Source organism: Secundilactobacillus sp. MJ173, from assembly GCF_059704265.1.
In genome coordinates this window covers 72,428-97,733 of sequence record NZ_BAAKGN010000075.1, presented here as the reverse complement: position 1 = coordinate 97,733, position 25,306 = coordinate 72,428, and the positions used below count along the sequence as shown (strand labels likewise).

Genomic DNA, 25,306 nt, shown 5'->3' with positions numbered 1-25,306 from the left:
AAGTCCGTGAACTACTCGTCACTAAAGTAACGAGCTTCTAGGAACACCGCTGCGCATCATTCAGAGAATGGTACGCAGCGGTTACGGCTATTAACTAAGGACTGTTCCAGCCCAGTTGGTCGTTTACGATGCTGTTGCTTTTAGAATATTCGTGGCGGCATTGATATCGCGATCATGATTACTGCCGCAGTTAGGACAGGTCCACTGGCGAATCTCTAAAGTGTGTTTGCCGTCATCATAGTTACAGGCTGAACAGATCTGGGAAGTCTTTCGTGGGTTTACAGTGACCAGTTGTTTCCCATACCAAGCACACTTGTATTCCAGCATCAGACGTAGCTTTCGCCAGGATTGATTGGCGATCGCTCGGGCGAGGTGGTGATTTTTTAGAAGGTTTTTGGTTTTCAAATCTTCAATCTTAATCACATCGTATTGTTCAACCAGTTCTTTGGTGATGTTGTGTAGATAGTTATCACGCTGATTGGCAACTTTTTCGTTATATTTAGCCACCATATGCTTAGCCTTCAAGTAGTTTTTAAAGTCGGCCAGCTCTCTGGGTTCTGGTACCTGATTGTGCTTATCCCAAGCAATTTCCTTTTCGGCTTGCCGTCTCCGGCGAGCTAGGCGTTTCTCCCAGTAATGCTGTTTTTTGCTGAGTCGTTTATCAAACCGAATTGTGGGATATTTGATGCTATCCGAAGTGATCATCAGGTCAGCAACGCCCATGTCAATGCCAACAACTTGAGAAGTCTTAGGCAATTCTTCAACAGTGGTATCCACCAGCACGTTTGCGTAAAACTTACCAGTGGCTGAAAGGCGAATCGTTACAGCCTTGATTTTTCCGACTGGTAATCTACCTGCTCTAAAAATCACCTTTCCTAGCTTCGGTAATTGAATGTGGTGCCTATCAACTACCTTAATATTCTGATTGACTGCTTTGCACTGATAGCTCTGCTTGGGGTATTTACGCGACTTAAACTTGGGAAAACCATGCTGCTTTTTGAAGAACTGTTTAAAAGCTTCAATTAAGTCGTGATTAGTCACTTGTAAACTAGTGCTTTCAGCGTCTTTTAACCATGGATATTCAGTCTTTAGCGCCGGCAACAAGTTATTCAAAGCAAAAGCATTTAAAAACTTAGCTTCGGGATTATTCTGGTGACGCGTCATCAGCATGTTGAGCATTTGATTCCAAACAAATCGATTACAGCCAAAATTAAGTTTGATTTTCAGTTGTTGATCCTGGCTAGGATACAGCCGTAATTTGACTCCTTGATAGGTCATTGGGCTTCACCTCCTTACTCACAATATTTTAGCATATGTTATGATATGAATGAATACGATCGCTAATATTCAGACATTAGGAGGTAACCGTATGATTAAATACGAACGGACAAATGTGTATGATTTTACTTTTCACTTAGTGTGGGTGACTAAGTATCGCAAAGCAATTTTTACGACTGAAGAACGGATCATCGCTATGAAAGCTATCTTGACAGAAATTGCCAAACGAAACTCGGTTGAGATTGCCAATATGGAGGTGTTACCAGATCACATTCATCTAATGATCAGTTTCCCACCTAAGCTGGCGCCTTCCTCAATCGTGAAGGCCTTCAAAGGCGGGTCAGCCAAACAGTGGTTCATTCAATTTCCCGAAACTAAACAATTACTTTGGAATGGCCATCTCTGGTCACCAAGTTTCTTTATGAGTACGCTCGGTAATGTTTCCAAAGAAGTTGTCAGCCAATATATCGATTCACAGCTAGACCAATACAATGGTGGTCGTCCCAGACGTTGATTCATCTCGGCATTAAAATACCGAGTTTTCTCAACTGACGGCACTTTATAAAAAAGCGTTTAATTGCTATCAACGGCAACTAAACGCTTTTATTGTACAATTTCGTTATTAATCCTCACCAATCTTCAAAACACAAGCCCCACGAATATCACCTTTCTTAACGTAGCGTAAAGCTTCATCCGCCTTATTAAAAGCGTAAGGGGTGGTTTCAGGATGGATGTTCAACCGGTCAGCCAGTTTTAAGAATTCTTCACCATCAGATCGCGTATTGGATTCAACGCTGGTCAAATTCTTTTCGTGGAAAATGTGATCTTGATAGTTCAACTGTGGAATATCAGTCAAGTGAATGCCAGCTAAAGCCAAGGTGCCACCAGGAGCCAAGCCTTCCAGTGCTTTGGGTACAATGTTACCAACTGGAGCAAAGATGATTGAAGAATCCAGTTTAACGGGTGGGAGATCATAGGGTCCTGCGACTGATTTAGCACCTAATGACAGGGCAAACTTCCGGGCATCTTTACCACGAGTTAAAACGTGAACTTCAATGCCTTGGTCAATGGCCAGTTGAGCCGTGATGTGAGCAGAACCGCCAAAACCGTATAGTCCAAGCCGGCCACCAGCCGGTACGTTAGCCCGACGAAAAGCCCGGTAGCCAATAATTCCCGCGCAGAGCAGGGGTGAAGCGGTTTGCGAGTCGAACCGTTCTGGAATGCGGTAAGCAAATCCTTCAGGCACCGTAGTGTACTCAGCGTAGCCGCCATCGTGATCCCAGCCAGTGTACAACGAATTGGGACAAAGGTTTTCTCGTCCGGAGCGGCAGTACTGACAAACGCCGCAGGTCCACCGAAGCCAAGGAATCCCGATGCGGTCACCCAGGTCAAACCGTTGTGCGTCAGGACCAATTGCGACCACTTCTCCGACGATTTCGTGGCCAGGGGTGACGTGTTCTTGATGAACAGGTAAATCGCCCTCAGACACGTGCAGATCCGTGTGACAGACACCGCACGTTAATACTCGGACTAGGACTTCGCCCCGTTGAGGAGTTGGCACTGGTTTAGTCGTAAACGCTAGTGGGCTTTTCTCGCCATCGATAGGACCTGGTTCAGTAACTGCCCAGGCTCGCATGGTGGTTGGTAAGTTAGAAACTGCTTTAGACATATTTATCGCCTCTTGTGAAAGATTAGCTTTCAAGTTAATTTCATTGTAGTCAGGTTCCGAAAACTTCGCAAGCTGATAGCTTTGCATTAGCGTGGGGATTGGTTAAACTGAGTTCAGTTATTGAAAGCAGCTAGTTAATGGTCTATACTAATCGTGAAGACTGATCAGAAATGGGGTTTAAGCAGTGATTGAACTTAAAAATGACGAGTTACAGGTGAAGATAAACGAACATGGCGCTGAATTGGCCAGTGTTAAGAGCGTTGATGACCAGATAGAGTATATGTGGCAAGCAGATTCTAAATTTTGGGGTCGCCACGCACCAGTTTTGTTTCCAATCGTTGGTCGACTAAAGGATGACCAGTACACTGTGAACGGGCAGACTTATCATATGACCCAGCACGGATTTGCACGGGATATGGACTTCATGGTCATCGAACACGAAGATGATCACGCCGTTTTTCAACTGGAAGCTAGCGATGAGACGCGAGAGAAATTTCCCTTTGAGTTCACGTTACAGGTGACTTTTACCCTGGATGGCCACATGTTATCGGTTCATTATACGGTGACCAATCCCAGTGGTGACGTGACACTGCCATTTTCAATCGGTGGTCATCCCGCCTTCAACGTACCGCTAGAACCTGGTAACGGGGATTTTTCAGACTACTCAGTGACGGTAGCACCGAAAAAGGCTTATCAGCAGATTCCGTTGGTTGGCCCTTATAATGACGTTAAGCACGAAAAAACGTTAAATTTAGCCACTCCAATGGTATTAAATCATGATTTATTCAATCAGGACGCCCTGATTCTTGACTTAGATCACGTTGAAACCACGTTGATGCTCAGCACGGGACTTAACGATCATGGTGTGGCGTTAACGCTGCAAGATGCACCATACGTTGGTATCTGGTCACCTTACCCCAAGCGGGCACCGTTTGTTTGCTTGGAACCATGGTGGGGAATTGCCGACAACGTTGACAGCGACGGTGACTTCATCCATAAGATGAACATTCACACTGCAGCCCCTAAAGCATCATTTAACGCTGGTTTCCAGATCCGCTTTTTCTAAAATTTTACTTAAAAAAGGAGCTATGCCAAAAAAATCATTTTGACATAGCTCTGCTTTTGCTTATAAGATAGTATCTGTGATGCAACAACCATCAGTCCTTATGTTGTTGCTGACGCTGTCGTCGTTTGTTTCCTAGACCAAATGAAACCATGTTTTCCGTGCCATTCAAGATTCGTTTGATGTTCGACCGGTGACGCCAATAAACAAAAATCGTCAAGCAAACCGCCAGTGCGGATAGGTACCAATCTTGAATCGCGAAGCATAAAATGGTGATGATCGTAAAACTAACCATTGACGCAAGGCTAACCATGCTGGTTAAATAGATAAGGCTAACAAAACACACTGATGCGATTACAAAGAGCAGTGGATTGTAAGCGAGTAACATGCCTGCACTGGTAGCGACGGCTTTGCCACCTTTGAAGTGGTCAAAAATCGATACGGTGTGGCCGAGAATCGCCATGAAGCCGAAGAGTAAGAGCATGGGCGAGTGTTGACTGAGACTGATGTGCAGGAACCATACGGGTAGCAAAGTGGCCACCGTTCCCTTTGCTAAGTCTAAGATTAAAACGGCTGTGCCGGCAATTGGTCCTAAGACACGGTACGTATTCGTGGTACCGATGTTGCCAGAACCAGCTTGCCTAATATCGGTGTGAAAGAATCCTTTACCGATCCAGACACCGTTTGGAATCGCGCCTAAGAGGTAGGCAATTAATAATAAAAGTGCGAGTTTCAAGTTCCATTCCTCCATTGTCATGATGACGTGTCACGGCTAATATTTTAGCATGTTTCCCACTGCTTTACAGAATAATTTTATTGTGATCATGGATTCGGAGTAAAAATCGTAATTAAAAGTTGAAAGGAGTCTTTTTGGTGCCGAGAAAAAAAGCAACTTATGATGATTCATCGATTCAGGTTCTAGAAGGACTTGAGGCCGTTCGAAAACGCCCAGGAATGTATATTGGTTCTACTGATGCTCGAGGACTGCATCATTTAGTTTATGAAATCGTTGATAACGCGGTGGATGAAGCTTTAGCCGGTTACGGGGATGAGATCAGCGTGGTCATTGAAGCTGATAACAGTATCACCGTCACCGATCATGGCCGTGGTATGCCAGTAGGAATGCACGCCTCAGGGAAGCCAACGCCTGAAGTAATTTTAACGGTGTTGCATGCCGGGGGTAAATTTGGTCAAGGTGGCTATAAAACCTCTGGTGGTCTGCACGGTGTGGGGGCTAGTGTGGTTAACGCCCTGTCTTCAGAATTAACCGTTAACATTGTTCGTGATGGCAAAATGTACGAACAGCAGTTTAAGGATGGCGGTCATCCCGTTACCACTTTGATCAAGAAGGGCAATACCCGGAAGCCAACTGGCACGAAAATTCATTTCAAACCAGACAGTTCCATTTTCACCACGACTGTGTATAACTTCAATACACTGTCAGAACGACTTCGGGAATCCGCCTTTTTGCTGAAGGGCGTTAAGATCACTCTGACGGATAAGCGCCAGAATCAGGAACGTGAAGAAGTCTTTCACTACGAGGAAGGCATCAAGGAATTCGTTGCCTATTTGAACGAAGACAAAGAAACCCTTGGCGATGTCATGTACTTTGATGGCAGTAAGCAAGGAGTTGAAGTTGAAGTTGCCGCCCAATATAACGATGGCTATTCGGAAAACTTGCTGTCGTTCGTTAACAACGTTCGCACACCAGACGGCGGGACTCACGAAGCTGGGATGCGTAGCGCCTGGACGAAGGCTTTTAATGAATATGCCCGTAAAGTAGGCTTACTGAAGGAAAAGGACAAGAATCTGGACGGCTCTGACGTTCGTGAAGGACTTTCTGCGGTAATCTCACTTCGAGTACCGGAAGAAATCCTGCAGTTTGAAGGCCAAACCAAAGAAAAACTAGGAACGCCAGAAGCCCGGGCCATCGTTGATAACGTGGTCAGTGAACAACTGGGTTACTATTTGATGGAAAACGGTGAATTTGCTCAAATGCTGGTTCACAAGTCGTTACGTGCCCGGACAGCTCGTGAAGCTGCCCGTAAAGCGCGGGATGAATCCCGTTCCGGTAAGAAGCATAAGCGTAAGGAACGATTGTTGTCGGGTAAATTAACACCAGCGCAGTCTAAAAACGCCGATAAGAATGAACTTTTCTTAGTCGAAGGTGATTCTGCCGGCGGTTCAGCTAAGCAGGGTCGTAACCGTAAATTTCAGGCGATCTTACCCTTACGTGGGAAAGTCTTGAATACTGAAAAAGCCAAGTTGGAAGACGTCATGAAAAACGAAGAACTGAACGCCATGATTTATACCATTGGTGCTGGTGTTGGTTCTGAATTTAATATTGAAGATGCCAACTATGACAAAATCATTATTATGACTGATGCCGATGATGATGGTGCCCATATTCAAATCTTACTGTTAACCTTCTTCTACAAGTACATGCGGCCAATGATCAATGCCGGCCGGGTCTACATTGCCTTACCACCGCTTTATATGATTCAAAAGGGCAACGGTAAGAAACAAGTTGATGAGTACGCTTGGACAGACGAAGAATTAGCCACTAAGACCAAGGGCTTGAAGGGTTATAAACTCCAACGATTCAAAGGGCTTGGTGAAATGGATGCTGAACAGCTATGGGAAACAACCATGAATCCGGAAGGTCGGACATTGGTTCGCGTTCGGATCGATGACGCTGCTTTAGCTGAACGTCGGGTTACTACCTTAATGGGCGATAAAGTTGAACCTAGACGTAAGTGGATCGAAGAAAACGTGGCTTTCACCCTAGAAGAAGACGGCAGCATCCTCGATAGTAATTTAGCAAATGAAGCTCATAATGAGCCAGCATCAACCAAATAAGGTATGAAAGGAGTCCTTTGAGTGGCAGGAACTAAGATTCAAGAGCTCACATTAGAAGAAGTTATGAGTGATCGATTTGGTCGCTATTCAAAATCAATTATCCAAGAACGGGCACTGCCAGATATTCGCGACGGTTTGAAACCCGTTCAACGCCGTATTTTATTTGCGATGAATAAGGATGGCAACACGTACGACAAACCATTTAGAAAATCCGCTAAGGCCGTGGGTAACGTCATGGGTAACTTTCATCCCCATGGTGACAGTTCCATCTACGAAGCTTTAAACCGGATGAGTCAGGATTGGAAAGTCCGGGAACCATTGATTGAAATGCACGGTAACAACGGTTCTATGGATGGTGATCCGCCTGCTGCTATGCGGTATACGGAAGCGCGTCTTAGTAAGATTGCGGAGGAAATGCTGCGGGATATCGATAAAGAGACTGTCGATATGGTGTTGAATTTCGATGACACCGAATATGAACCCACTGTTTTACCAGCTAAGTTTCCTAACTTATTAGTGAATGGTGCTACTGGGATTTCAGCAGGTTACGCAACCGATATTCCACCGCATAACTTAGGCGAAGTTATCGATGCGCTGCTATATCTGCTGGATCATCCTAACACTGATTTAGAGCACTTAATGCAGTTCGTTAAGGGGCCTGATTTCCCAACCGGCGGCATTCTTCAGGGTGTTGACGGCATTAAAAAAGCTTACGAAACTGGTCGTGGCCGTGTCGTCGTCCGTTCGCGAACAGCTATCGAAGACCTGCGTGGCAACAAACAGTTGATTCGCATCAGCGAGATCCCTTACGAAGTCAATAAAGCATCGCTGGTTAAACGAATCGATGAATTACGCTTAAATAAAAAAGTTGATGGCATTTCTGAAGTCCGTGATGAGTCTGATCGTGATGGGCTGTCAATTGCCATTGAACTAAAACGAGAAGTTGATGCAGAGGGGATCTTGAACTATCTATTCAAGAATACTGACCTGCAAGTCACCTATAATTTCAACATGGTGGCAATCAATCATAAACGACCAGAACACGTGGGTCTAAAGACGATTTTGGCGGCATACTTGGAACACCAACAAGACGTCATTACTCGTCGGACTAAGTTTGACCTGGATAAGGCAGCCAAACGGCAGCACATCGTTGAAGGCTTGATCAAGGCATTGTCTATTCTGGACCAAGTGATTACTACCATTCGAGCAAGTAAAAACCGTAAAGACGCCCGGGATAACCTGGTCGCCACTTACGACTTTTCTGAGGAACAAGCAGACGCAATCGTGGCACTGCAACTCTATCGTTTGACCAATACCGACGTCACCGCGTTGGAAAAAGAGGCAGCTGAATTAGCTAAGAACATTGCAACTTATCAAGAAATCTTGGCTGATCCAAAAGCTTTAAACAAAGTGTTACGAAAAGAACTGCGAGAAATCAACAAGCAGTACCGTAACGACCGCCGAACTGAAATCCAAGCGGAAATTACACCACTGAAGATTTCCACAGAGGTCATGGTTCCTGATGAAGATGTCGTCGTCATGGTCAGTCGTGACGGGTATCTGAAACGCAGTGGCGTTCGTTCTTATAATGCCTCTGATCCAGAAGACAACGGGCTCAAAGAAGAGGACTATCCGATTTTCACTGAAAAACTCAGTACGCTGGATCACTTATTCATGTTTACCAATAAAGGGAATTTGATTTATCGGCCAGTTCATGAAATCACTGATGCTCGTTGGAAGGATACTGGTGAACATATTTCTCAAACCATTGGCCTTGCCGATGATGAGGAGATTATTGCCACCTACGCGTTTAATTCTCTCAAAGCACCAGGTGAGTTCTTGATTGCCACGGACGACGGGTACATCAAGCGGACAGAATTTGAAAATCTGTTGCCAGGACGGACCTATAAATCCAGTGCCAAGGTGTTTGAAAAATTGAAGTCAGATCAGGCCAAAGTGGTTAACGTCACTTATTTGGCCCAACCTGCCCACGCGTCAGTATTATTGATGTCTCGATTAGGCTTAGCTTTACGCTTTGATTTAGCTGAAGTTTCGATTAACGGTGCTCGAACCACAGGTGTTCGCTCAATGAATCTTGGTGAAGGGGACTCAGTCGTTGACCTACAACTGGTTAGCGATGAGGATACCGTAGCTTTAATCACGCAACGGGGTGCCTTTAAGAAGATGCCAGCTAGCGAACTGCCAGTAACCAGTCGGGCGCGCAAGGGCGTCTTAGTACTGCATGCCTTAAAGTCACAGCCACATGAAGTCGTTGATTTTATTAAATTAGCTGATGCTTCCTCACCACTTGAAGTGATCACGGATCGGCGACGGTTGCATGACATTTTACCAGCAGAGCACCCAATGAATAATCGTTATTCGAACGGTTCATTTGTCATTGACACAGAATCGGAAGGCATTCCAGAAGTGTTGCGGAGTAAACCAACTATTTTAACATTGTCTTAATTTTTATTAGAAAATAGTTATTTTCGGATTACAATAATTGCGTATTTGGTCGAAGATGGTTATTATAGTTTTGATAATAAAACATTAAGGACAACCCATTTAGGAGGTTCCCCCATGAAAAGTAAGCAAGAAAGTATTTTTTCATCTAAGACGCTGACTTATTTTCTTCAATTGTCTGAGACGATGAACTATACGCAGGCTGCTCAGATCCTGGGCATTACACAACCTGCATTAACGCAACAAATTAAAAAATTGGAGCGCACAGTTGGTGCCCGTTTATTCTATTCTGTTGGTAAAAAACTGCGGTTAACGGATGCTGGTTATACCATGCTGGACGCTACACACCGGATTTACGATGTGTTAAACAGTGCCACTGACGAGATTCAGCAATCGACTAGTGCCACACAGGGTGACATTAATATTGGCATGCTATCGTCGGTTGAAGACAGCGTATTTGAAGACTTTGTGATCCAATCTTATCGGGAAAATCCGGATGTGAAGATCACCTTGCACATGCTGACCCGTAAGGAAATTTGGGACAAGTTGGAAAACAACCAGATTGACCTGGCAATCATGTACTTACCAGATGAATCCATTAAGAATTGGAAACCATACGAATCTAAACGAATCATTAGCGATGACTTACTCTTTATTCACCATGACGAAAAGCTTAGCAAGAAGAAACGAATCAAGTTTGCGGATACGCCAAACAAACCATGGGTCACTTATCCAGGTGAATACTACTTGAATCACGTCATGCGTGAGTCCTTTAAGAATGCGATGGTTGACTTACCAACGAGTGTGGCACAGTTTATCACGCCAAGCCAGCTACTGCGGTTCTCTGATGCGACTGGTGCATATACCGCATTGCCTAACTCATTTGTGGTTGGACAAGGTGAACAGCCTGATACTTGGACTGCGCGTTTTGAACCAAATATTCGCTTTGAACTGGCCTTCGTCTTCAGAAGTGGGAAGGATAAGATTCCACGCATTGGCCATTTCCTCGCACAATTTGATCAATATCTGAAAACAAAAGATTATTTGGCACGTTTACAAGAAATTCAGCAAAATTAATAGTATGATTAGTATGTAAAATTATTATTGATATGAGGAGCGATAAAATTTATGTCAAAAGAACTCGTTTTTGGACACAAGAGTCCAGATACTGATGCCATCGTTGCCGCAATGGCATACGCATATTTACAAACAAAGTTAGGTTATGATGTTGAAGCCGTTGCACTTGGCGAACCTAACATGGAAACTAGTTTTGTACTGAAGCACTTTGGTGTTGCTGCACCACGGGTCGTTAAGACCGTTTCAAACGAAGTTGATTCAGTTATGTTAGTTGACCACAACGAACCACAGCAATCTGCTGATGATATTGCTGATGTGACGGTTACTCACGTTGTTGATCATCACCGGATCAACGGCTTTAACACCGCTGCACCACTATATTACCGTGCTGAACCAGTTGGCTGTGTTAGCACCATCATCACCAACTTGTTTGCAGAAAACAAGATTGATATTCCAGCTCAATTAGCTGGTTTGATGCTGTCAGCCATCATTTCTGACACTTTGTTGCTTAAGTCACCAACCACGACTGATAAAGATCGTGAAGCAGTTAAAGCACTTGCTGAAATTGCTGACATCGACTATGAGAGTTATGGGATTGAAATGCTTAAAGCAGGTACTAACTTAGCTGCAAAGTCAGACGCTGAATTGGTTTCAGGCGATGCTAAGTCATTTACCATGGGTGGCAAGAGTATTCGTATTGACCAGATCAACACGGTTGATTTGAATGATGTCATCAGTCGTGAAGACGGTATCAAGAAGGCCATGAACGATGAAGCTGCTGAAAAGGGCTATGATTTATTCCTCGTTTTGGCAACTAATGTGTTAGACAGCAACTCCGAATTATTCGTTGTTGGCGAACCTAAAGACATGGTTGAAAAAGCCTTCAAGACGACTTTAAAGAACGACCGTGCCAACTTGCCAGGTGTTGTCTCACGTAAGAAGCAAGTGGTACCACCATTGCAAGATGCTTTTGAAGCTTAATTAAAATTAACAAAATGGGGCGAGGTACAGTTCATTTGAACAGTACCTCGTTTTTGGTTTTAATGCTTAATCATTGATAAAAGAGGGTAAAAAGAATAACATTTAAATTGTACACAATCTATTATAAAATTGATTAATCAAGGAGTTGACAAAAATGGAGAAAGATAATCAAGAGTTACGAGAACAATTATCCCAAACAGCTTATGAAGTCACTCAGAACGCTGCTACTGAAGCACCGTTTAGCGGTAAATACGATCAATTTGATCAACCGGGGATCTACGTTGACGTTGTTAGTGGTGAACCACTGTTTAGTTCATTGGATAAGTATGACGCAGGCTGCGGGTGGCCATCATTCACACAACCCATTGAAAAGAAAGCTGTTAAACGTCATTTAGATACATCACACGGCATGTACCGGACAGAAGTACGTTCGACTGATGCAGCATCGCACTTAGGACATGTTTTCACTGATGGTCCTCAGGAAGCCGGTGGTTTACGATATTGCATTAACAGCGCAGCTTTAAAGTTTATTGCAGTAGATCAGCTTGAACAGGCTGGGTATGGACAATATAAAACACTGTTTGAGTAATAACTTCTAGCAAAGCGGTTGCAAATCCTTAGAAATCACCGATAATAGTATATATACGTACTTTAGGGAGTTGTTCGCTTTGTATAGAAAATATGCTACAACATCATGGATCACCGCAATCTGTTTGTGTTTAATCACAGTAATTTCCGCAATGAGTAAGCATAATTTGTCTTATCAAGTTTTGGTGAGCGTTTTAAGTTATCTTGGTGTATATGCCATTTCGCTGTATTTAGCAAAACACAATGGGACTGAAAAAATTATCCTAACATTTGTCAATATTTTGGCCGTAGCGATATTGGTGGCAATGATCATCAATGCCACCAAAAAATATTCGGGCTTTGTTGTGGTATTGTTATTAGTGATTTGCGTTGTTGGAACTGTGACAGGAATCATGGCAATCTGGTTTAATAACCGGTTTGAAAAAACAAATTCTGCAGATTCAAAAGAGCACTAGTCATTCTGGTGCTTTTTTAGACCGAGATAAAAATGATAATGATAAGGAGAAAATTTTATGTATGCGAAAGCAATTTTTGCTGGTGGCTGTTTTTGGTGCATGGTTAAGCCGTTTGACTCCCAACCAGGTATTGAAAAAGTTGTCTCAGGATACACTGGCGGTCACGTGGCCAATCCGACATATGAACAAGTAGCAAGTCATCAAACTGGGCATACGGAAGCTGTGGAGATTACCTATGATCCAGATGTAATTTCATATGCCGACTTAGTCGAAATTTACTGGCGGCAAACGGATCCAACTGATGCTATGGGTCAATTTCAAGACCGCGGTGATTCGTATCGACCAGTGATCTTCGTGAATAATGATGAAGAGCGTGCAATCGCTGAAGCCTCCAAGGAAAATTTAACTAAGAGTGGTCGATTTAACGAACCAATCGTGACTCAGATTGAGGATGCGAAACCATTTTATCCTGCTGAAGAAGAACATCAAGACTTCTACAAGAAAAATCCTTTCCGTTATCAAATTGAGGAAATGGGCGGTCGAGAAAAATTTATTAAACAACAATGGGCTGATTAGAAAAAGCATGTTTGATGTGCAGCATTTGATCACAGGATTAAATGCTGTTTTTTTGACTTTATCACTACTTTGAATAATATATATTATGTAAAGTAGAGAAAGAAATCAAAAGTTGGCCTGAAATTAACGTTAAAAATACTCCCCTGTTTTCTTTATGATGCTATTTGAGTTAATGAACAAAAACAGCTGCAACAAAAGTAAACTTAAATGATTTACTGAAGCAAGTTGACGCATCTGAAAGCACTACTCGTAGAACGACACACCTAAATTAATGAACGTGTGTCGTATGAACGCCAAATAATCACCTATGTTGGTGTGATTGTCATTTTAGCCTGACCAAGGATTGTTTTCTGATTATTGTTTCAACTTCGTGTCGTTGATGATGTTGAGATCAAATTTAGGCAGATTATCAATAATTATGAAGCACTATATATATTGACATGGCATTGGCACAACCAGATGTTCGACTTAATATGCGCGGTATATTTGCACTTGCAATATTTAACGAAGTAAATCGGCTGGTATAGCTGTTTATCATGTTCGGTTTAGGTTTAGCAAATTTCAGCACAAATTAATCCGTTAATCTAATAACTGAACCTTTATTGTTTATTGTTGTTAGTAATGCTATATTTGCTCTAAAGCCAGTTATTTCTGAAGGCATTCTCGCTATTCTAGCACTTCAATTACACTTCAAGCGTGTCGTTCTGCTGATTTTGCTACAATAAAAGCTTATCCAGATCATACTTTAAGGTGTTTAAATTAGCCTAAAATCAGCTTTTTTACCGTCATATCATCCATATCATCGTATTTTCCAGTCAAATTAATGCCTGCAGTGGCACTCTTTTCACGGCATTAACTCCCCTCAAGCCGTGATTTCCGCGAGGGGAAGGCTTTATTACCTTTTCTGAGTAGACTTAATAAAACCTATATTTTATTAAGTTTACTAATTTAGCCTTCTCTCTTCGCGTTGCACTACGGCATATTAAATTAGGATCCCTAACCCTTTTATCAGTTCAACAAACTCGACTTTAAGAAAGCGGTTGCAAAATATTCCTAGCATGCTAAGATATAAGTAATGAATCCTAGCTAGCTAACTATTTCATTGCTAATCTGCTTTTGGGGGGTAATGACTTGCTGAATCAACGGAACCGGATCGGAATCTATCTTAAAGAAGCTGCGATTGAATTTGATAAGAAGAGCAATATCCTACTCGCACAGTATCAGCTTACTCAACCACAGTTTAACCTCTTGTCATGTCTGATGGTGAATCAAGATCGTACAGTTAGACAAGTTGACTTGGAAAAACAATTTAAGCTTTCCAGCCCCACCGTTACACGACTTTTACATCAGTTGGAAACAAAGGGTTTTGTTAAACGTGTTCCGAATCCTGATGATGCTCGCAGTAAGCAAATTGCACTAACAGCAAAAGCTTTAGCTAACCAAGATGATCTCCTTGATTCAGCTGACCAATTAGAAACTAATATCAGAACCGGTTTAAGCGATTCTGAGTTGAAATCGGGAATGAACTTCTTGAAAAAAATCTTGAAGAATCTCGAAAACTAATTTAGTCTAGGAGGAAGTTATTATGTTACTAGTTACAAGTGCGTGTGGAACTGTTGGCCGCCAAATTATTCCTTATTTGGCACAGCATGGTGTTGATATTCGTGCCGTGGATATCAATCCTAAAGTAGCTGACTATAAGGCACAAGGTGTTAAAGAAACCATGGTCATTGATGCAACTAAAGCTGATCAAGTAGAAAAAGCCATGCAGGGTGTTGACCAAGTTGTTTATATCCCTACCCTCTTTTCATTCCAAGAATATGTAATGGGTAAAATTGCGATTGACGCTGCCATCAAGGAAGGCGTTAAGCAATTTATCGACATTTCAGTACTCTTCCCTAACTTGGATACGAAGTTGCACCATATGATGAAGAAAAAAGTTGAACATTATCTGCTCTACCGTGGGTTTGAAAGTCATATGTTATGGACTGTTTTGCAGCCATCTGGATATAACCACGATGTCTTCTTGGAGCAATTCTACAAGTTGGGTAAGTTTCCGAACTATACCCCGCTTGATAAGCGTATGTCTTGGTTTGACGCGCTGGATGAAGCTGACGTTATCATGAAGGTGATGGATCGTCCAGAATACTTCGATAAGGGTGTTTACCAACTGTGCAACGAGAAATTAAACAGTTACGAAGTTGCCGATATGATGACCGAAGTCACTGGTAAGAAAATTACAGCTGAATACGTTGATGAAGATCACCTTGCCGACTACTTTCCACAGTACTTCCATGGTGGTGACAGCTATTCATACGAAGCCTTCATTCGTTTAGTACGTACCATGCGTAAATGGGGCTGGGACAGTTCTTCATTCACACTGGAAGCTTTACTGGATCACAAACCACGGACCATGCATCAATATCTGGAACGCGAAGCAAAGCGCTTAGGTATTTATCAAGGTGCTGCAACTAAATAGTTATAAAAAATTCCCCAACGCGTGTTAGTCAATTTGTTAAATCGTCTAGCCTACGTTGAGGAATTTTTTGGCTTGTTACAAGATTGGTGCAAGTAAACGTGAGCCCGCTTGTTTGAAGCGTAGCCACAGTGACATGTTACGGAAATCAGTTGCGGTAATGAGCTCACTTTGTTTAATATCTTTTTCAAAGATTGCTCGCAATTCATGAGAAACGTTAAAATCATAGATGAAGGCGTTGGCCTCGAAATTTAGTTTGAAACTTCGAAAATCCATATTAGCGGAACCAACAGATGAGATGGCGTCATCAATCATGACAACTTTGGAATGGATAAACCCATTTTGATAGAAATAGATTTTGGCGCCATCTTCCGCCAATAACCGCGCATAGTATTGAGTTGCTCGATAGACAAAGGGATGGTCTGGCATATGTGGAACCATAATTCGGACATCGACGCCAGATAAGGTTGCGCTGCGTAAAGCATTCAAAACACTGTCATCGGGAATTAAGTAAGGCGTTTGAATATAGAGTCGTTTTCTGGCACTGTTGATCATGCGCAGATAACCTAATTTAATTTGCTCAATATCAGAATCAGGGCCACTAGTCACGATTTGCATCATGGTTTTACCAATCTCATCACTAGTTTTAGGAAAGTGCTGCATTGTTCGTTCCAGTTCGTTATCGGGAACTGTCGCGTTCCAGTCAGAAATAAAGTGTTCTTGGAGTGCTAAGGCTGCATCTCCCGTTACCTTCATGTGGGTATCGCGCCAATGACCGAATTTTTTTGACCGCCCCACGTACTGGTCACCGATATTGAAACCGCCGATGTAGCCAGTCCAACCGTCAATCGCCACAATTTTACGGTGATCCCGGAAATTTAGACGGAAATCACGCCAGTTTGAGTGGATGCCCAAGAATGGTTCAGCGAAACCACCGGCATCACGCAAGGGCTCAAAGAAGTCCCGTTTCGTGCCCATGGATCCCCAGGAATCGTACAGGACACGAACTGTAACCCCTTCTTGTGCCTTGGCAACCAACGCGCTGAGCATTTCCTGCCCCAGTTGGTCGTTATAAAAGGTATAAAATTCTACATAAACAACGTGTTGTGCATTTAAAATCTCCTGCCGCATATTTTCAAAGAGTGTTGTACCGTCCGTAAAAATCTCAGTTTGATTATTTAACGTCACAAAGGCGTTATCAACGTTTTGAAATAAGCGAATCATGTTTTTAACGGAGGATTCTTGATGGGTATCACCTGAAGAGTATGGTGGTAGTGAGGCCTGTTGTTGTGACAAGGCGTCTGTTAATTCAGCGTCGGGTTGACGTTGCACCTTATTTAACTGTCGATGGGTTAATTTGCGCCCGAGCAGCGCGTACAGCAAAAAACCAATAACGGGTAACAGGTTTAACACCAGTAACCACGCCCACGTTGCAGCAATATCGCGACGCTCTCGAAAAACCGTAAACACTGCTGCAGCGGTGTTTAAACTGAATATAACAAAAATGACCAAATAAAATAGCGTCCAGTTCATACATTGTCCCCCAATTTTATAATACTTTTACATTACCGCAAAAGTGGCTCAGAAAACAGGGGAAATTTATTTTAGACAATGAAGACTGGACGCCATATTTAGATTTTAACTTATTTAACTGCTTCTAGTGTGCGGTGGTTGGCAACTTTGGTAAGTTCAAGGGTCTGCTGCATGAGCGACGTAATCGTCATGGGACCTACCCCACCTGGAACGGGCGTGATGGCACCGGCAACGTCTTTAGCCTGATCATAGTCAACATCGCCCACTAACTTGCCGTTTTCGTCCCGATCCATACCGACGTCGATTACGGTGGCACCGGGCTTGATATCGTTGGCTTTGATTAAATGAGCGACGCCGGTTGCCACAATCAAAATGTCGGCTGTCCGTGTAAATGACGACAAATCTTGCGTTAGAATATGCGTATATGTCACCGTTGCGCCAGCGTTCAGCAGCAACGCTCCCATTGGTCGGCCAACAATATTGGAATCTCCAACGATCACGGCATGCTGTCCTTCTGGGTTGATGTTGTAGTAAGCAAGCATCGTCATGATGCCCTTGGGTGTGCAAGAAACCGGGTAGTGTTCGTCACTGTTACTGAAAAGTTTGCCCACGTTTTCGGGACTGAAGCCATCAACATCTTTCTCAATAGCGATGGCTCGAATAATCACCGATTCATCGATTTGTTTTGGTAATGGTAGTTGAACGAGGATACCATGAACCGTTTCATCGCGGTTGTACTGGTCGATCAGTGCCAGTAATTCATCCTGCGTGAAGTCTGCAGGGCGACGCTCAATGATGGAAGTAATACCTAGCTTAATGGCCTTTCGGTGCTTGTTACGGACGTATATTTGACTGGCAGGATCGTTGCCAACAATAATAACAACTAATTTGGGCTCGATACCCTGTTGACGAAGTGCTTTAACCTCCGCCTTCATGCCACTATCTAACTGATTGGACAGTGCTTTACCATCTATGATCAATTTTCTCTCCACCCTTTCGGATTCTACGGGAAATATAATATCTCTTATGCTGATTAGAGAACTAAATGTTCAAAAATAAGAACTTAAAGATAACTAGTTCTACTAATATTCGTATTATAACTGATTTGTTGTGAAATTTACCTGTTATCATCCTAAAATTTTTTTAATTTTTGTATTCAAATCGATTTTTGCAACTATTTTAGTCTACTATTAAATTGCTCATGAGTCATTTAAAATGTTTCCAAAGTATCTTTTACGGATGGTTGCTGTTAACTATCTAATCGATGACAATTTTCACAATTCTTATCAGTTGAAAAACTGACCGTCATATTAGATTATATCTAAAACAGCACTATACGCTATTATTTTACAGACAGGACTTGATATTATGCGTTCACGACAGCCAGCAACCCGCTTCCGGTGGGTAATTGCTGTGCTTAGCTGGTTAGGTTTTCTCATCTTCGCCACGGGGGTTCACTTTCATGCGAGTTGGATCACTCATATTGATTGCCTGGGACAGCAACCAGCAGTTAGCATTAGACAACCAAGTTGGACCACTTTTTTCAAGTGGTTTGCGTATCTTGGAACACCAACTACTAACATGATGATTTGTCTGCTAGTCGCTTTAGCACTTTGGCTGTCTCGTCGGCACTTTGAGGCTGGCTGGGTATTGACTGCCCAAGTTGGCATTAACGCCCTGATGGCCATTTTTAAAATGATCATACAGCGTCCACGGCCAGCGGGAAAACTAGTTGCTCAAGCAGGATACAGCTTTCCAAGCGGTCATACCACCTCAACCGCAACGATGGTATTGGTCATCCTTTTGATTGTGGTGCCGTTGTGTCGTTTTGCATCCGTTCGTTTCTTGCTTAGTCTTATCAGCCTTTTATGGCTAGGAATGATGGGCTTTGACCGTATTTATTTGTTCGTCCACTATCCTAGCGACGTACTAGCTGGATTGTGTCTGTCATTGGGCTGGTGGGGTGTTTTACGCCTATCATTTAGCCACGCGTTATCACAGCAACAAAAAGGATCAAATTATTAACTAGGAGTTTCTTATGCGAATCAGAAAAATTAGTATGACATCAGTTTTAGCCCTGATATTGGCTTGTGCGATGATGATTGGTATCATTGCTAACGTTTTCGTGCCGATCAATCTTAAGGCAACGAGTTTGATTTTAGTGGGTTGTTTAGCTATCTGGTATTTAAAGCCGCTCTATTTAAAATGGACGAATCAGCTCTCCCAACAAACCGTGAATTGGATACTTACCGTGATCGTGATTTTAATGATGGTCATTCAGTTACTGGTGATTCGGTTCCTACCTGCCTCCGTTTACCATGATCCGTTTCGGGTTCTGGTGCAGGCGGAGCAACTAAGTCACGGTAACTTAAACTGGAATGACTCGGTTTACTTCTGGCGGTTTCCGAATAACGTCTCGCTGACAGTTCTTTTGGGCCAATGGCTTAAATTGACGAACTTGCTTCATCTGGATACTTACTGGGGCATCCATTTATTATCCTTTATTTTACTCGATACCTTTATTATTGCTATTTTACGTTCAGTTCGCCGCTTAAGTCACCAGAATAGTTCAGCGTTATTGGCTGCCCTGTTCTTCTTGGTCAGTCCGTTTGCTTATTCTTACTATTTACAGGTCTTCTATTCCGATTTACCAACGCTGCTTTGCCTAGGCGTGGTGTTTAACGTTTTGATTGGTTGGCCATCTTTTAGTCAAAATAAAAAAGCCATCACGGGAACCGGTCTGCTCATTTCAGTGATTGTTGGTGAAGTGGTCAAGCCCAACTTGATCGTTTTACTGGTGGCGGTTTTGCTAGTCATGATTTGGCTGCTGTTTAAAAATCGGCAGCAGTTGAACGTCATCAAGGCTCCGTTGCTGATTATCATTCTAGGCTTTGTTTTAGCCATACCAGCATCCGCCGGGATAAAGGCGGCTAGTCACTACCACGTTAATAATGAATACGCCTTTCCAGCTATGCACTGGGTTTGGATGAGTTATAATCCTCACGGCGCTGGTCGGTATGATATTAAGGACGTTGAGACGCTCAGTTCGATTCAGGGAAAGCAGGCCAAGCAGGATTATCTCAGTAAGGCGATACCGGAGCGGTTGGCAAAATTAGGCCCCGTGGGCGTTATGACACGCTGGGTTGAGAAAGCCAGTATCCTATTAAATGTCTCACGCATGCCTAAGGCCTATACTGGCGGATACGTTGCCGCACCGAGACTGTATCAAAAATTTGAGTTGCAGCTGTCGGCGATCGGTATGATCATTATGCGGATTGGTTTCGTCTTGTTGTATGCTGAAACCTTCTTCCGATGCTTACGATTATGGCAAAGACGGTCAAAATCAACGGATGATCCACGCATTATGCTAACTATTTTAACTGCTTTAGGATATATTGCCTTTCACACCCTATTGTGGGAGACAGAAAGCCGCTATGGGCAGGTCATGATTCCGCTATTAGGGATTCTTTGTACCGTGCCAAGTCTGGCACTTGCTTCCGAGCGACGAATTAAGCTGCGTACCAAAAAGGAAGGCTGGCTTGCCTTCGTAGCAGTCGTGGCTTTAGTGGTGACCTATGTTTTGGTTCCTCATGCACTGTCCACTACCAAGGGACACGATGTGGCTGTACAACAGAGTCAGTTATCACTACAATTCGATGCTAAGGAAACTAAGATTAAACCCTATGGCACTTTGAGTCAGCAAATTCAGCTCAATCATAAAGCCAAGCATTTTGAAGTTTCACTGGCACCAGCAGCCGAGTTTAGCGGTACGCTGATCAACGAGCAAACCCAGCAGCACTATGAACTTTACCGGACGCTTAAAACGTTAGCGTTAAAGCGTCCACTGCCAGCGGGTAAATATCGGATTCAGTTGAGAAATGATTTGCAACGCTCACAGTCTGTACTGATCACTAAGACGCTATCGTACCGTCTAGCACCGTATCCACTGAAAATTGATCAAGCACAGTACCCTTATTGGTCGTTTGTTTATGCCTTTTCACGAGCTCGGTGATGTGTAAACAAATTCATGGTATAATTAGAACACATGTTCCTAATCTTAAAAAGGGGGTATCCTAGTGGATCATTCGGCCTATGTTGCACATAATGAACAGTTGGTAAGTGAACTGCCTGACTACGTTGGTGACTACTATTTAGCGAAGTCTTCAGTGCCATTGTCGCCAGCAACTTTATATCAGTATCTGAACGAATTTAAACGTTTTTTTGAATGGCTGATTGAAACAGGAGTGTCTTCTGCTAGTTCGATTCAACAAATCAGCCTGCAAGACCTTGAACATTTGAAAAAACAAGATATGGAGTTGTATAAATCCTATTTGCTCAACCGTGGTAAGCAAACCGCGCAGCATCCGCAAGGCGCCCTATCACACCGCACCGTTAATCGCTCCTTAAACGCCCTATCGGCGCTATTTCGGTTCTTAACGGCCGAATCGGAAAACAGTGAAGGTGAACCTTACTTCTACCGCAACGTGATGAAAAAAATCTCGCTGGTTCAAGACAGCGAAACCTATGCGACTCGTGCCAGTCATATCAAAGATCAGTTAATGTTGGGTGACCAGGATAAAGCCTACTTAAACTTTATCCAAGATAAATATGGTGAACGCTTGGATCAGAAACGACTGCGTTACTATCAACGCGACCGTGAACGGGACGTTGCCATTAACGCTTTGATGTTGGGGACTGGCATCCGAGTCTCTGAGCTGACGAATATGGATGTTGGCCATCTCAGTCTTAAAGCCGCGAATGTGACGGTTCGGCGTAAAGGCGGTAAGTGGGATTCAGTGCCGATTGCGAAGTGGGTGCTACCCTATTTAGCCCGCTACATTAGCATTCGTCGTCCCCGTTATCATGCGACTGCTAATACGCCGGCGCTGTTTCTCACTATGGGTACGGATGAACCTCGCCGAATCAAGCCAGCAACGGTGGAATTATTGGTGGCAAAATACTCCACTGCATTTAACCACGTGCGAATCACGCCACATAAGCTACGCCATACTTTAGCTTCTAAGCTGTATTTAGAAACCAAGAATGAACATTTGGTTGCTACTCAGCTAGGTCAAAGCTCGACTTCCGCTACGGGGTTGTATACGCATATTATTGATACACAGCAACGGAAAGCGTTGAACCGGTTGCATGAGGATAATAACAGGAAATAAGTTTTCCTCAACAAAAATGAAAGATAGAAAAGCCAGATTTCCTTAGACAAAAGACAAGGAGATCTGGCTTTTATTGATCCTATTTTGAATACTTTTGTATTTTAGGGCTAAACAAATTCCGGTATTACTCTATTGAAGACTTTTTGCGTGATATCCCCTTGTATTGAGAGAATAGAATGCAAAACGTTTGCTTTATGATAGCAAGTAAGCTATCATAAAACTATGAAAAAAATAGTGTTTGATTATTATGATTGGAATGAGTTTAAACAATTTTTAGATCAGTTGCCTGATAAAGATGCGGCCAAGTTAGTTGCAACCATTCAAAATATTGAACATTACGGTTTGGTTGTTGCAGAACGTCAATTATGGGTGAAGAAACTAGAAAATAACCTTTATGAAATTCGTTCTAAGCGAGCCTCAAATATTCAAAGAGCTGTCTATTTCCAAGTACAAGGGTCTCAGTACTTGATCACAAATGCATTTACGAAAAAAACGAACAAAACACCGGAAAGCGAAAAGATGATTGCTCGAAATCGGCGAACCCAATATTTTAATGAGGAGAATAAACAATGAGTAAAATTGATGAATATGTTGCTGAAAGAAGTAAAAATAATCCTGAGTTTGCAAAACTCGTTGAGCAAGAAAATATTAACTTAGAAGTCGCTGTTAAGGTACGCGAACTACGTGAAAATATGGGGATGAGTCAACGTGATTTTGCTAGTTTAGTTGGTAAACCTCAATCGACTATTGCTAGAATTGAAAATGGTTCAATGAATGCTTCAACTAAGCTATTATCTGAGATTGCCCAGGCTACGAATCAACGATTGACGATTCAATTTAGCCCCGTTTATTAAGAGCAGATAGCAATGGTTTTGAGAACTACTTGGTTATAAATTGTTTAGTTAAAATGGACCTTATATTGAACTTTCTGTTTCATGATTTTGGCTTGGAACGTTTCTTGTTTTATATTTTCTTAGTGTATTTGATATCCTACTTTCACAATCGAATGAATTATAGAAAAGCCAGATTTCCCATTCTAAAGGAAATCTGGCTTTGATTAGTTCTACCTTAAATCTACACAATAATTCCGAAATACTTTTTGAGTACAAAGGGTAAGTCTGAGTCATTAATTTGTGATACTTGGCGTTGCCCAGCTCTCACTACCGTTAGCGTTTTTTCGTGGAGATTAGCAAACCCATCGGGATACCGCAATGATACTTGACGTTCTTCATAAGCACTATCCCCGCTTGACCTTAACAAAGATTGACCGTAGAAATCACACAGATACTGTTGAATTGGTGCCATTTGCATTAGTGACATGGTTCGACCCGTATTTGGTGATTTTCGAATCAGTGTATACCAGCCAGACTGTGTGGGCTTGGACGTTTTATCGTCTGGCGATATGCCACTTTTTTGAAAATAAAAGGTTTCTTTTTCTACCGTCTGTAATTGGTTCTCCTGAAATTCTATAGCTTCAGCAGGAACAGGACCGCCGTAGCCAACGTCTGCAAAATAAGTTTTACCATTCAAAGTAATTAGAATCGCGCAATGCGTTGCAGGTACTGGACAGGATTCTGCATGCTGAAGGGGGCGGCATGGACACAACCACGCATCAAAACCTAACGCCTTCAGGAGCAAAGAAAAGGCACCATTAAGTTCAAAGCAAAACCCACCTCTGGACTTCAGTAACAGCTTGTTCATTAAGCTTTGTGGATCGATATGAATGGGTACGTGAAAGTCTGTTATATCTAGGTTCTCAACAGGAAAAACAAAATGGTGTTTCCGGACAAGTTCGTTTAAATATTGCTGTGAAGGCGTTCGTTGTTTAATACCCAATTTTTTAAGATATAAATCTTTAAATTCCCGGGGTATTTCAAAATAATTCTCCCAGGTCATGCCTCTGGACCATGCCACTCTATCACTTCCCGTGCATAAATTTCATTTTATAAAATTAACTATTAATTATAGCTTACCTGAATTATTAAATTAAATCAAAGGTACATAATCTATGTTTAAAAGCCTGATTTTGAACTGAGAGAAGGTTATCGAAAAATGAAGTTCTAGATACTTTTATGTTTCTTCCTATTGTCAATATCTAGAGCTCATACCCGATTCAATAGTGTCAATTTTCTAACAGCCAGTCCATTACATTGACAACCTCGACACCATCAATCATTTTAATATCCGGATAAAATTGTTGTGTAATCAGTGTTTTCTTGTAGTTATCAGTAATTTTCAGTAAGTTATCTGTTTCATGAGTATTCTGCGGTAATTCGTAGGTAACTTGAATATATCTGAGATCTTCACTTTTTCTCGCAACAAAATCGATTTCCTGCTAATCAATCTTTCCCACATATTGTTTGGCTACTCAATACCACTGCTGGAAATCCGCCAAATCGTTCGTAGTTGTCAAATGCTTTAGGAACCTGCCTAGAATTCTTATCAACACCAATTGCAGCAAGATATTCTTTAAACGAAAACGGATAGATTCTAATTTCAACATACCTACCGCTAAGCAAAGTAGCTAATTCACCAGATAGCATTTTGGCGTTTGAGCCAGTAATGACAATATCGCAATCACAACTCACCCTAATAGCGTTCACGATTTGTTGCCATTCCGTAACCATTTGAATTTCATCTAACATCACGTATTGATGGACGCCCTTTTTTAATTTACTCAATAGTAAATCTCTCAACTGGTCTGCATCCCTAACGTTGATAACTTCTAAACTTTCAAAATGATAATAGGTCTGTAATTCCATGGGCTAACAAATAATCACGATACAACATTAGTAATACTGACTTGCCGGACCTTCTGACATCAGTGATCACTTTTATCATATCGTTATCCTTCAATTTGATTAATTGTTCCAAGTACGCCGGTCGTTCAATCATGGCATCACCTAAATATGAAGTATGGTTCATATTTTGCGGAAATAGTTCAAAATATGAGCCATACTTCATGTTGGAGATACGAAATCCTTAAAAAACAGAAATTAATCGCCCATTTTTGAAAACAACAAATAATATCTCCTGGATAGCAGTCTAAAACCCCACAAATTTTTTGTCGCAATAGGTTAAGCTATCTGAGCTGACCTTTGTCACCACCCTGCTTTT

22 protein-coding genes and 1 pseudogene are annotated in these 25,306 nt (G+C 42.4%); 16 read left to right on the top strand and 7 right to left on the bottom strand.

Translation table 11 applies throughout. The annotated features are described in order from the left end of the window. Positions 1 to 123: 123 nt before the first annotated feature. Positions 124 to 1,278, bottom strand: a complete 1,155-nt coding sequence (locus AC6H04_RS12380) for an RNA-guided endonuclease TnpB family protein (RefSeq protein ID WP_497571965.1) — start codon at positions 1,276 to 1,278, stop codon at positions 124 to 126. Positions 1,279 to 1,369: 91 nt separating this feature from the next. Here AC6H04_RS12380 and tnpA point away from each other — a divergent pair, with 91 nt between their 5' ends. After that, positions 1,370 to 1,792 (top strand): IS200/IS605 family transposase, encoded by a 423-nt coding sequence (tnpA, locus tag AC6H04_RS12375; protein ID WP_497571964.1) that lies wholly within the window; start codon positions 1,370 to 1,372, stop codon positions 1,790 to 1,792. A gap of 108 nt (positions 1,793 to 1,900) precedes the next feature. Here tnpA and AC6H04_RS12370 read toward each other — a convergent pair whose 3' ends face one another. Beyond that, entirely contained in the window at positions 1,901 to 2,947 is a 1,047-nt protein-coding gene (locus AC6H04_RS12370) for a zinc-dependent alcohol dehydrogenase family protein (RefSeq protein ID WP_497571963.1), read from the bottom strand. A 184-nt stretch (positions 2,948 to 3,131) separates the two neighbouring features. On the opposite strand from AC6H04_RS12370, the gene AC6H04_RS12365 reads away from it, so the two are divergent. Next, positions 3,132 to 4,013, top strand: a complete 882-nt coding sequence (locus AC6H04_RS12365; protein ID WP_497571962.1) for an aldose 1-epimerase family protein — start codon at positions 3,132 to 3,134, stop codon at positions 4,011 to 4,013. 91 nt (positions 4,014 to 4,104) lie between these two features. Here AC6H04_RS12365 and plsY read toward each other — a convergent pair whose 3' ends face one another. Further along, entirely contained in the window at positions 4,105 to 4,761 is a 657-nt protein-coding gene (plsY, locus tag AC6H04_RS12360) for a glycerol-3-phosphate 1-O-acyltransferase PlsY (RefSeq protein ID WP_497571978.1), read from the bottom strand. Between the two features lie 122 nt (positions 4,762 to 4,883). Between plsY and parE the strand changes: the two genes are divergently transcribed. The 9 genes from parE to AC6H04_RS12315 all read left to right on the top strand — a co-directional run bounded on the left by parE (position 4,884) and on the right by AC6H04_RS12315 (position 15,488). After that, the gene (parE, locus tag AC6H04_RS12355; RefSeq protein WP_497571961.1) at positions 4,884 to 6,869 is read left to right on the top strand and encodes a DNA topoisomerase IV subunit B; all 1,986 of its coding nucleotides are present in this window, start codon (positions 4,884 to 4,886) and stop codon (positions 6,867 to 6,869) included. Between the two features lie 21 nt (positions 6,870 to 6,890). Continuing rightward, positions 6,891 to 9,335 (top strand): DNA topoisomerase IV subunit A, encoded by a 2,445-nt coding sequence (gene parC, locus AC6H04_RS12350; protein ID WP_497571960.1) that lies wholly within the window; start codon positions 6,891 to 6,893, stop codon positions 9,333 to 9,335. A gap of 114 nt (positions 9,336 to 9,449) precedes the next feature. Then, a complete protein-coding gene (locus tag AC6H04_RS12345) occupies positions 9,450 to 10,409 on the top strand; it encodes a LysR family transcriptional regulator (protein WP_497571959.1) in 960 nt (319 codons plus the stop codon). Between the two features lie 51 nt (positions 10,410 to 10,460). Beyond that, the gene (locus AC6H04_RS12340; RefSeq protein WP_497571958.1) at positions 10,461 to 11,390 is read left to right on the top strand and encodes a manganese-dependent inorganic pyrophosphatase; all 930 of its coding nucleotides are present in this window, start codon (positions 10,461 to 10,463) and stop codon (positions 11,388 to 11,390) included. Positions 11,391 to 11,544: 154 nt separating this feature from the next. Beyond that, complete coding sequence (gene msrB, locus AC6H04_RS12335; protein ID WP_497571957.1) at positions 11,545 to 11,979, top strand: peptide-methionine (R)-S-oxide reductase MsrB; 435 nt, start codon at positions 11,545 to 11,547, stop codon at positions 11,977 to 11,979. Positions 11,980 to 12,058: 79 nt separating this feature from the next. Continuing rightward, on the top strand, positions 12,059 to 12,433 hold the full coding sequence (locus AC6H04_RS12330) for a hypothetical protein (RefSeq protein ID WP_497571956.1): 375 nt from the start codon (positions 12,059 to 12,061) through the stop codon (positions 12,431 to 12,433). A gap of 57 nt (positions 12,434 to 12,490) precedes the next feature. Beyond that, positions 12,491 to 13,009, top strand: a complete 519-nt coding sequence (msrA, locus tag AC6H04_RS12325; protein WP_497571955.1) for a peptide-methionine (S)-S-oxide reductase MsrA — start codon at positions 12,491 to 12,493, stop codon at positions 13,007 to 13,009. A 1,131-nt stretch (positions 13,010 to 14,140) separates the two neighbouring features. Further along, on the top strand, positions 14,141 to 14,572 hold the full coding sequence (locus AC6H04_RS12320; protein ID WP_497571954.1) for a MarR family winged helix-turn-helix transcriptional regulator: 432 nt from the start codon (positions 14,141 to 14,143) through the stop codon (positions 14,570 to 14,572). 22 nt (positions 14,573 to 14,594) lie between these two features. After that, complete coding sequence (locus AC6H04_RS12315; protein WP_497571953.1) at positions 14,595 to 15,488, top strand: SDR family oxidoreductase; 894 nt, start codon at positions 14,595 to 14,597, stop codon at positions 15,486 to 15,488. A 75-nt stretch (positions 15,489 to 15,563) separates the two neighbouring features. On the opposite strand, the gene cls is transcribed toward AC6H04_RS12315, so the two are convergent. After that, entirely contained in the window at positions 15,564 to 17,018 is a 1,455-nt protein-coding gene (cls, locus tag AC6H04_RS12310) for a cardiolipin synthase (protein WP_497571952.1), read from the bottom strand. Between the two features lie 110 nt (positions 17,019 to 17,128). After that, on the bottom strand, positions 17,129 to 17,998 hold the full coding sequence (locus AC6H04_RS12305) for a bifunctional 5,10-methylenetetrahydrofolate dehydrogenase/5,10-methenyltetrahydrofolate cyclohydrolase (protein WP_497571951.1): 870 nt from the start codon (positions 17,996 to 17,998) through the stop codon (positions 17,129 to 17,131). Between the two features lie 388 nt (positions 17,999 to 18,386). On the opposite strand from AC6H04_RS12305, the gene AC6H04_RS12300 reads away from it, so the two are divergent. The 5 genes from AC6H04_RS12300 (at position 18,387) to AC6H04_RS12280 (ending at position 23,043) form a co-directional block, all read left to right on the top strand. After that, positions 18,387 to 19,043: a phosphatase PAP2 family protein gene (locus tag AC6H04_RS12300; protein ID WP_497571950.1), complete on the top strand. Its 657-nt coding sequence runs from the start codon at positions 18,387 to 18,389 to the stop codon at positions 19,041 to 19,043. Between the two features lie 13 nt (positions 19,044 to 19,056). Then, positions 19,057 to 21,030: a glycosyltransferase-like membrane protein gene (locus AC6H04_RS12295; protein ID WP_497571949.1), complete on the top strand. Its 1,974-nt coding sequence runs from the start codon at positions 19,057 to 19,059 to the stop codon at positions 21,028 to 21,030. 64 nt (positions 21,031 to 21,094) lie between these two features. Then, positions 21,095 to 22,189, top strand: a complete 1,095-nt coding sequence (xerS, locus tag AC6H04_RS12290; RefSeq protein WP_497571948.1) for a tyrosine recombinase XerS — start codon at positions 21,095 to 21,097, stop codon at positions 22,187 to 22,189. 222 nt (positions 22,190 to 22,411) lie between these two features. Beyond that, positions 22,412 to 22,762: a type II toxin-antitoxin system RelE/ParE family toxin gene (locus AC6H04_RS12285; protein WP_497571947.1), complete on the top strand. Its 351-nt coding sequence runs from the start codon at positions 22,412 to 22,414 to the stop codon at positions 22,760 to 22,762. After that, positions 22,759 to 23,043, top strand: coding sequence for a helix-turn-helix domain-containing protein (locus AC6H04_RS12280; RefSeq protein ID WP_497571946.1), 285 nt, complete (start codon positions 22,759 to 22,761; stop codon positions 23,041 to 23,043). Before AC6H04_RS12285 ends, AC6H04_RS12280 begins: the two co-directional genes overlap by 4 nt. Positions 23,044 to 23,263: 220 nt before the next feature. Here the strand turns inward: AC6H04_RS12280 and AC6H04_RS12275 are convergent, their stop codons facing one another. Together AC6H04_RS12275 and AC6H04_RS12270 are read right to left on the bottom strand one after the other, a co-directional pair. Further along, positions 23,264 to 24,103, bottom strand: a complete 840-nt coding sequence (locus tag AC6H04_RS12275; RefSeq protein ID WP_497571945.1) for an arylamine N-acetyltransferase family protein — start codon at positions 24,101 to 24,103, stop codon at positions 23,264 to 23,266. Positions 24,104 to 24,311: 208 nt separating this feature from the next. Further along, positions 24,312 to 25,084 (bottom strand): annotated as a pseudogene (locus AC6H04_RS12270) (ATP-binding protein). Between the last annotated feature and the right edge of the window lie 222 nt (positions 25,085 to 25,306).

Bases quoted from the DNA above. Each gene is read 5' to 3' on its own strand.
- AC6H04_RS12380 (WP_497571965.1), bottom strand. From the start codon at position 1,278: ATGACCTATCAAGGAGTCAAATTACGGCTGTATCCTAGCCAGGATCAA.
- tnpA (WP_497571964.1), top strand. From the start codon at position 1,370: ATGATTAAATACGAACGGACAAATGTGTATGATTTTACTTTTCACTTA.
- AC6H04_RS12370 (WP_497571963.1), bottom strand. From the start codon at position 2,947: ATGTCTAAAGCAGTTTCTAACTTACCAACCACCATGCGAGCCTGGGCA.
- plsY (WP_497571978.1), bottom strand. From the start codon at position 4,761: ATGGAGGAATGGAACTTGAAACTCGCACTTTTATTATTAATTGCCTAC.
- AC6H04_RS12345 (WP_497571959.1), top strand. From the start codon at position 9,450: ATGAAAAGTAAGCAAGAAAGTATTTTTTCATCTAAGACGCTGACTTAT.
- AC6H04_RS12340 (WP_497571958.1), top strand. From the start codon at position 10,461: ATGTCAAAAGAACTCGTTTTTGGACACAAGAGTCCAGATACTGATGCC.
- msrB (WP_497571957.1), top strand. From the start codon at position 11,545: ATGGAGAAAGATAATCAAGAGTTACGAGAACAATTATCCCAAACAGCT.
- msrA (WP_497571955.1), top strand. From the start codon at position 12,491: ATGTATGCGAAAGCAATTTTTGCTGGTGGCTGTTTTTGGTGCATGGTT.
- AC6H04_RS12315 (WP_497571953.1), top strand. From the start codon at position 14,595: ATGTTACTAGTTACAAGTGCGTGTGGAACTGTTGGCCGCCAAATTATT.
- cls (WP_497571952.1), bottom strand. From the start codon at position 17,018: ATGAACTGGACGCTATTTTATTTGGTCATTTTTGTTATATTCAGTTTA.
- AC6H04_RS12300 (WP_497571950.1), top strand. From the start codon at position 18,387: ATGCGTTCACGACAGCCAGCAACCCGCTTCCGGTGGGTAATTGCTGTG.
- AC6H04_RS12295 (WP_497571949.1), top strand. From the start codon at position 19,057: ATGCGAATCAGAAAAATTAGTATGACATCAGTTTTAGCCCTGATATTG.
- AC6H04_RS12285 (WP_497571947.1), top strand. From the start codon at position 22,412: ATGAAAAAAATAGTGTTTGATTATTATGATTGGAATGAGTTTAAACAA.
- AC6H04_RS12280 (WP_497571946.1), top strand. From the start codon at position 22,759: ATGAGTAAAATTGATGAATATGTTGCTGAAAGAAGTAAAAATAATCCT.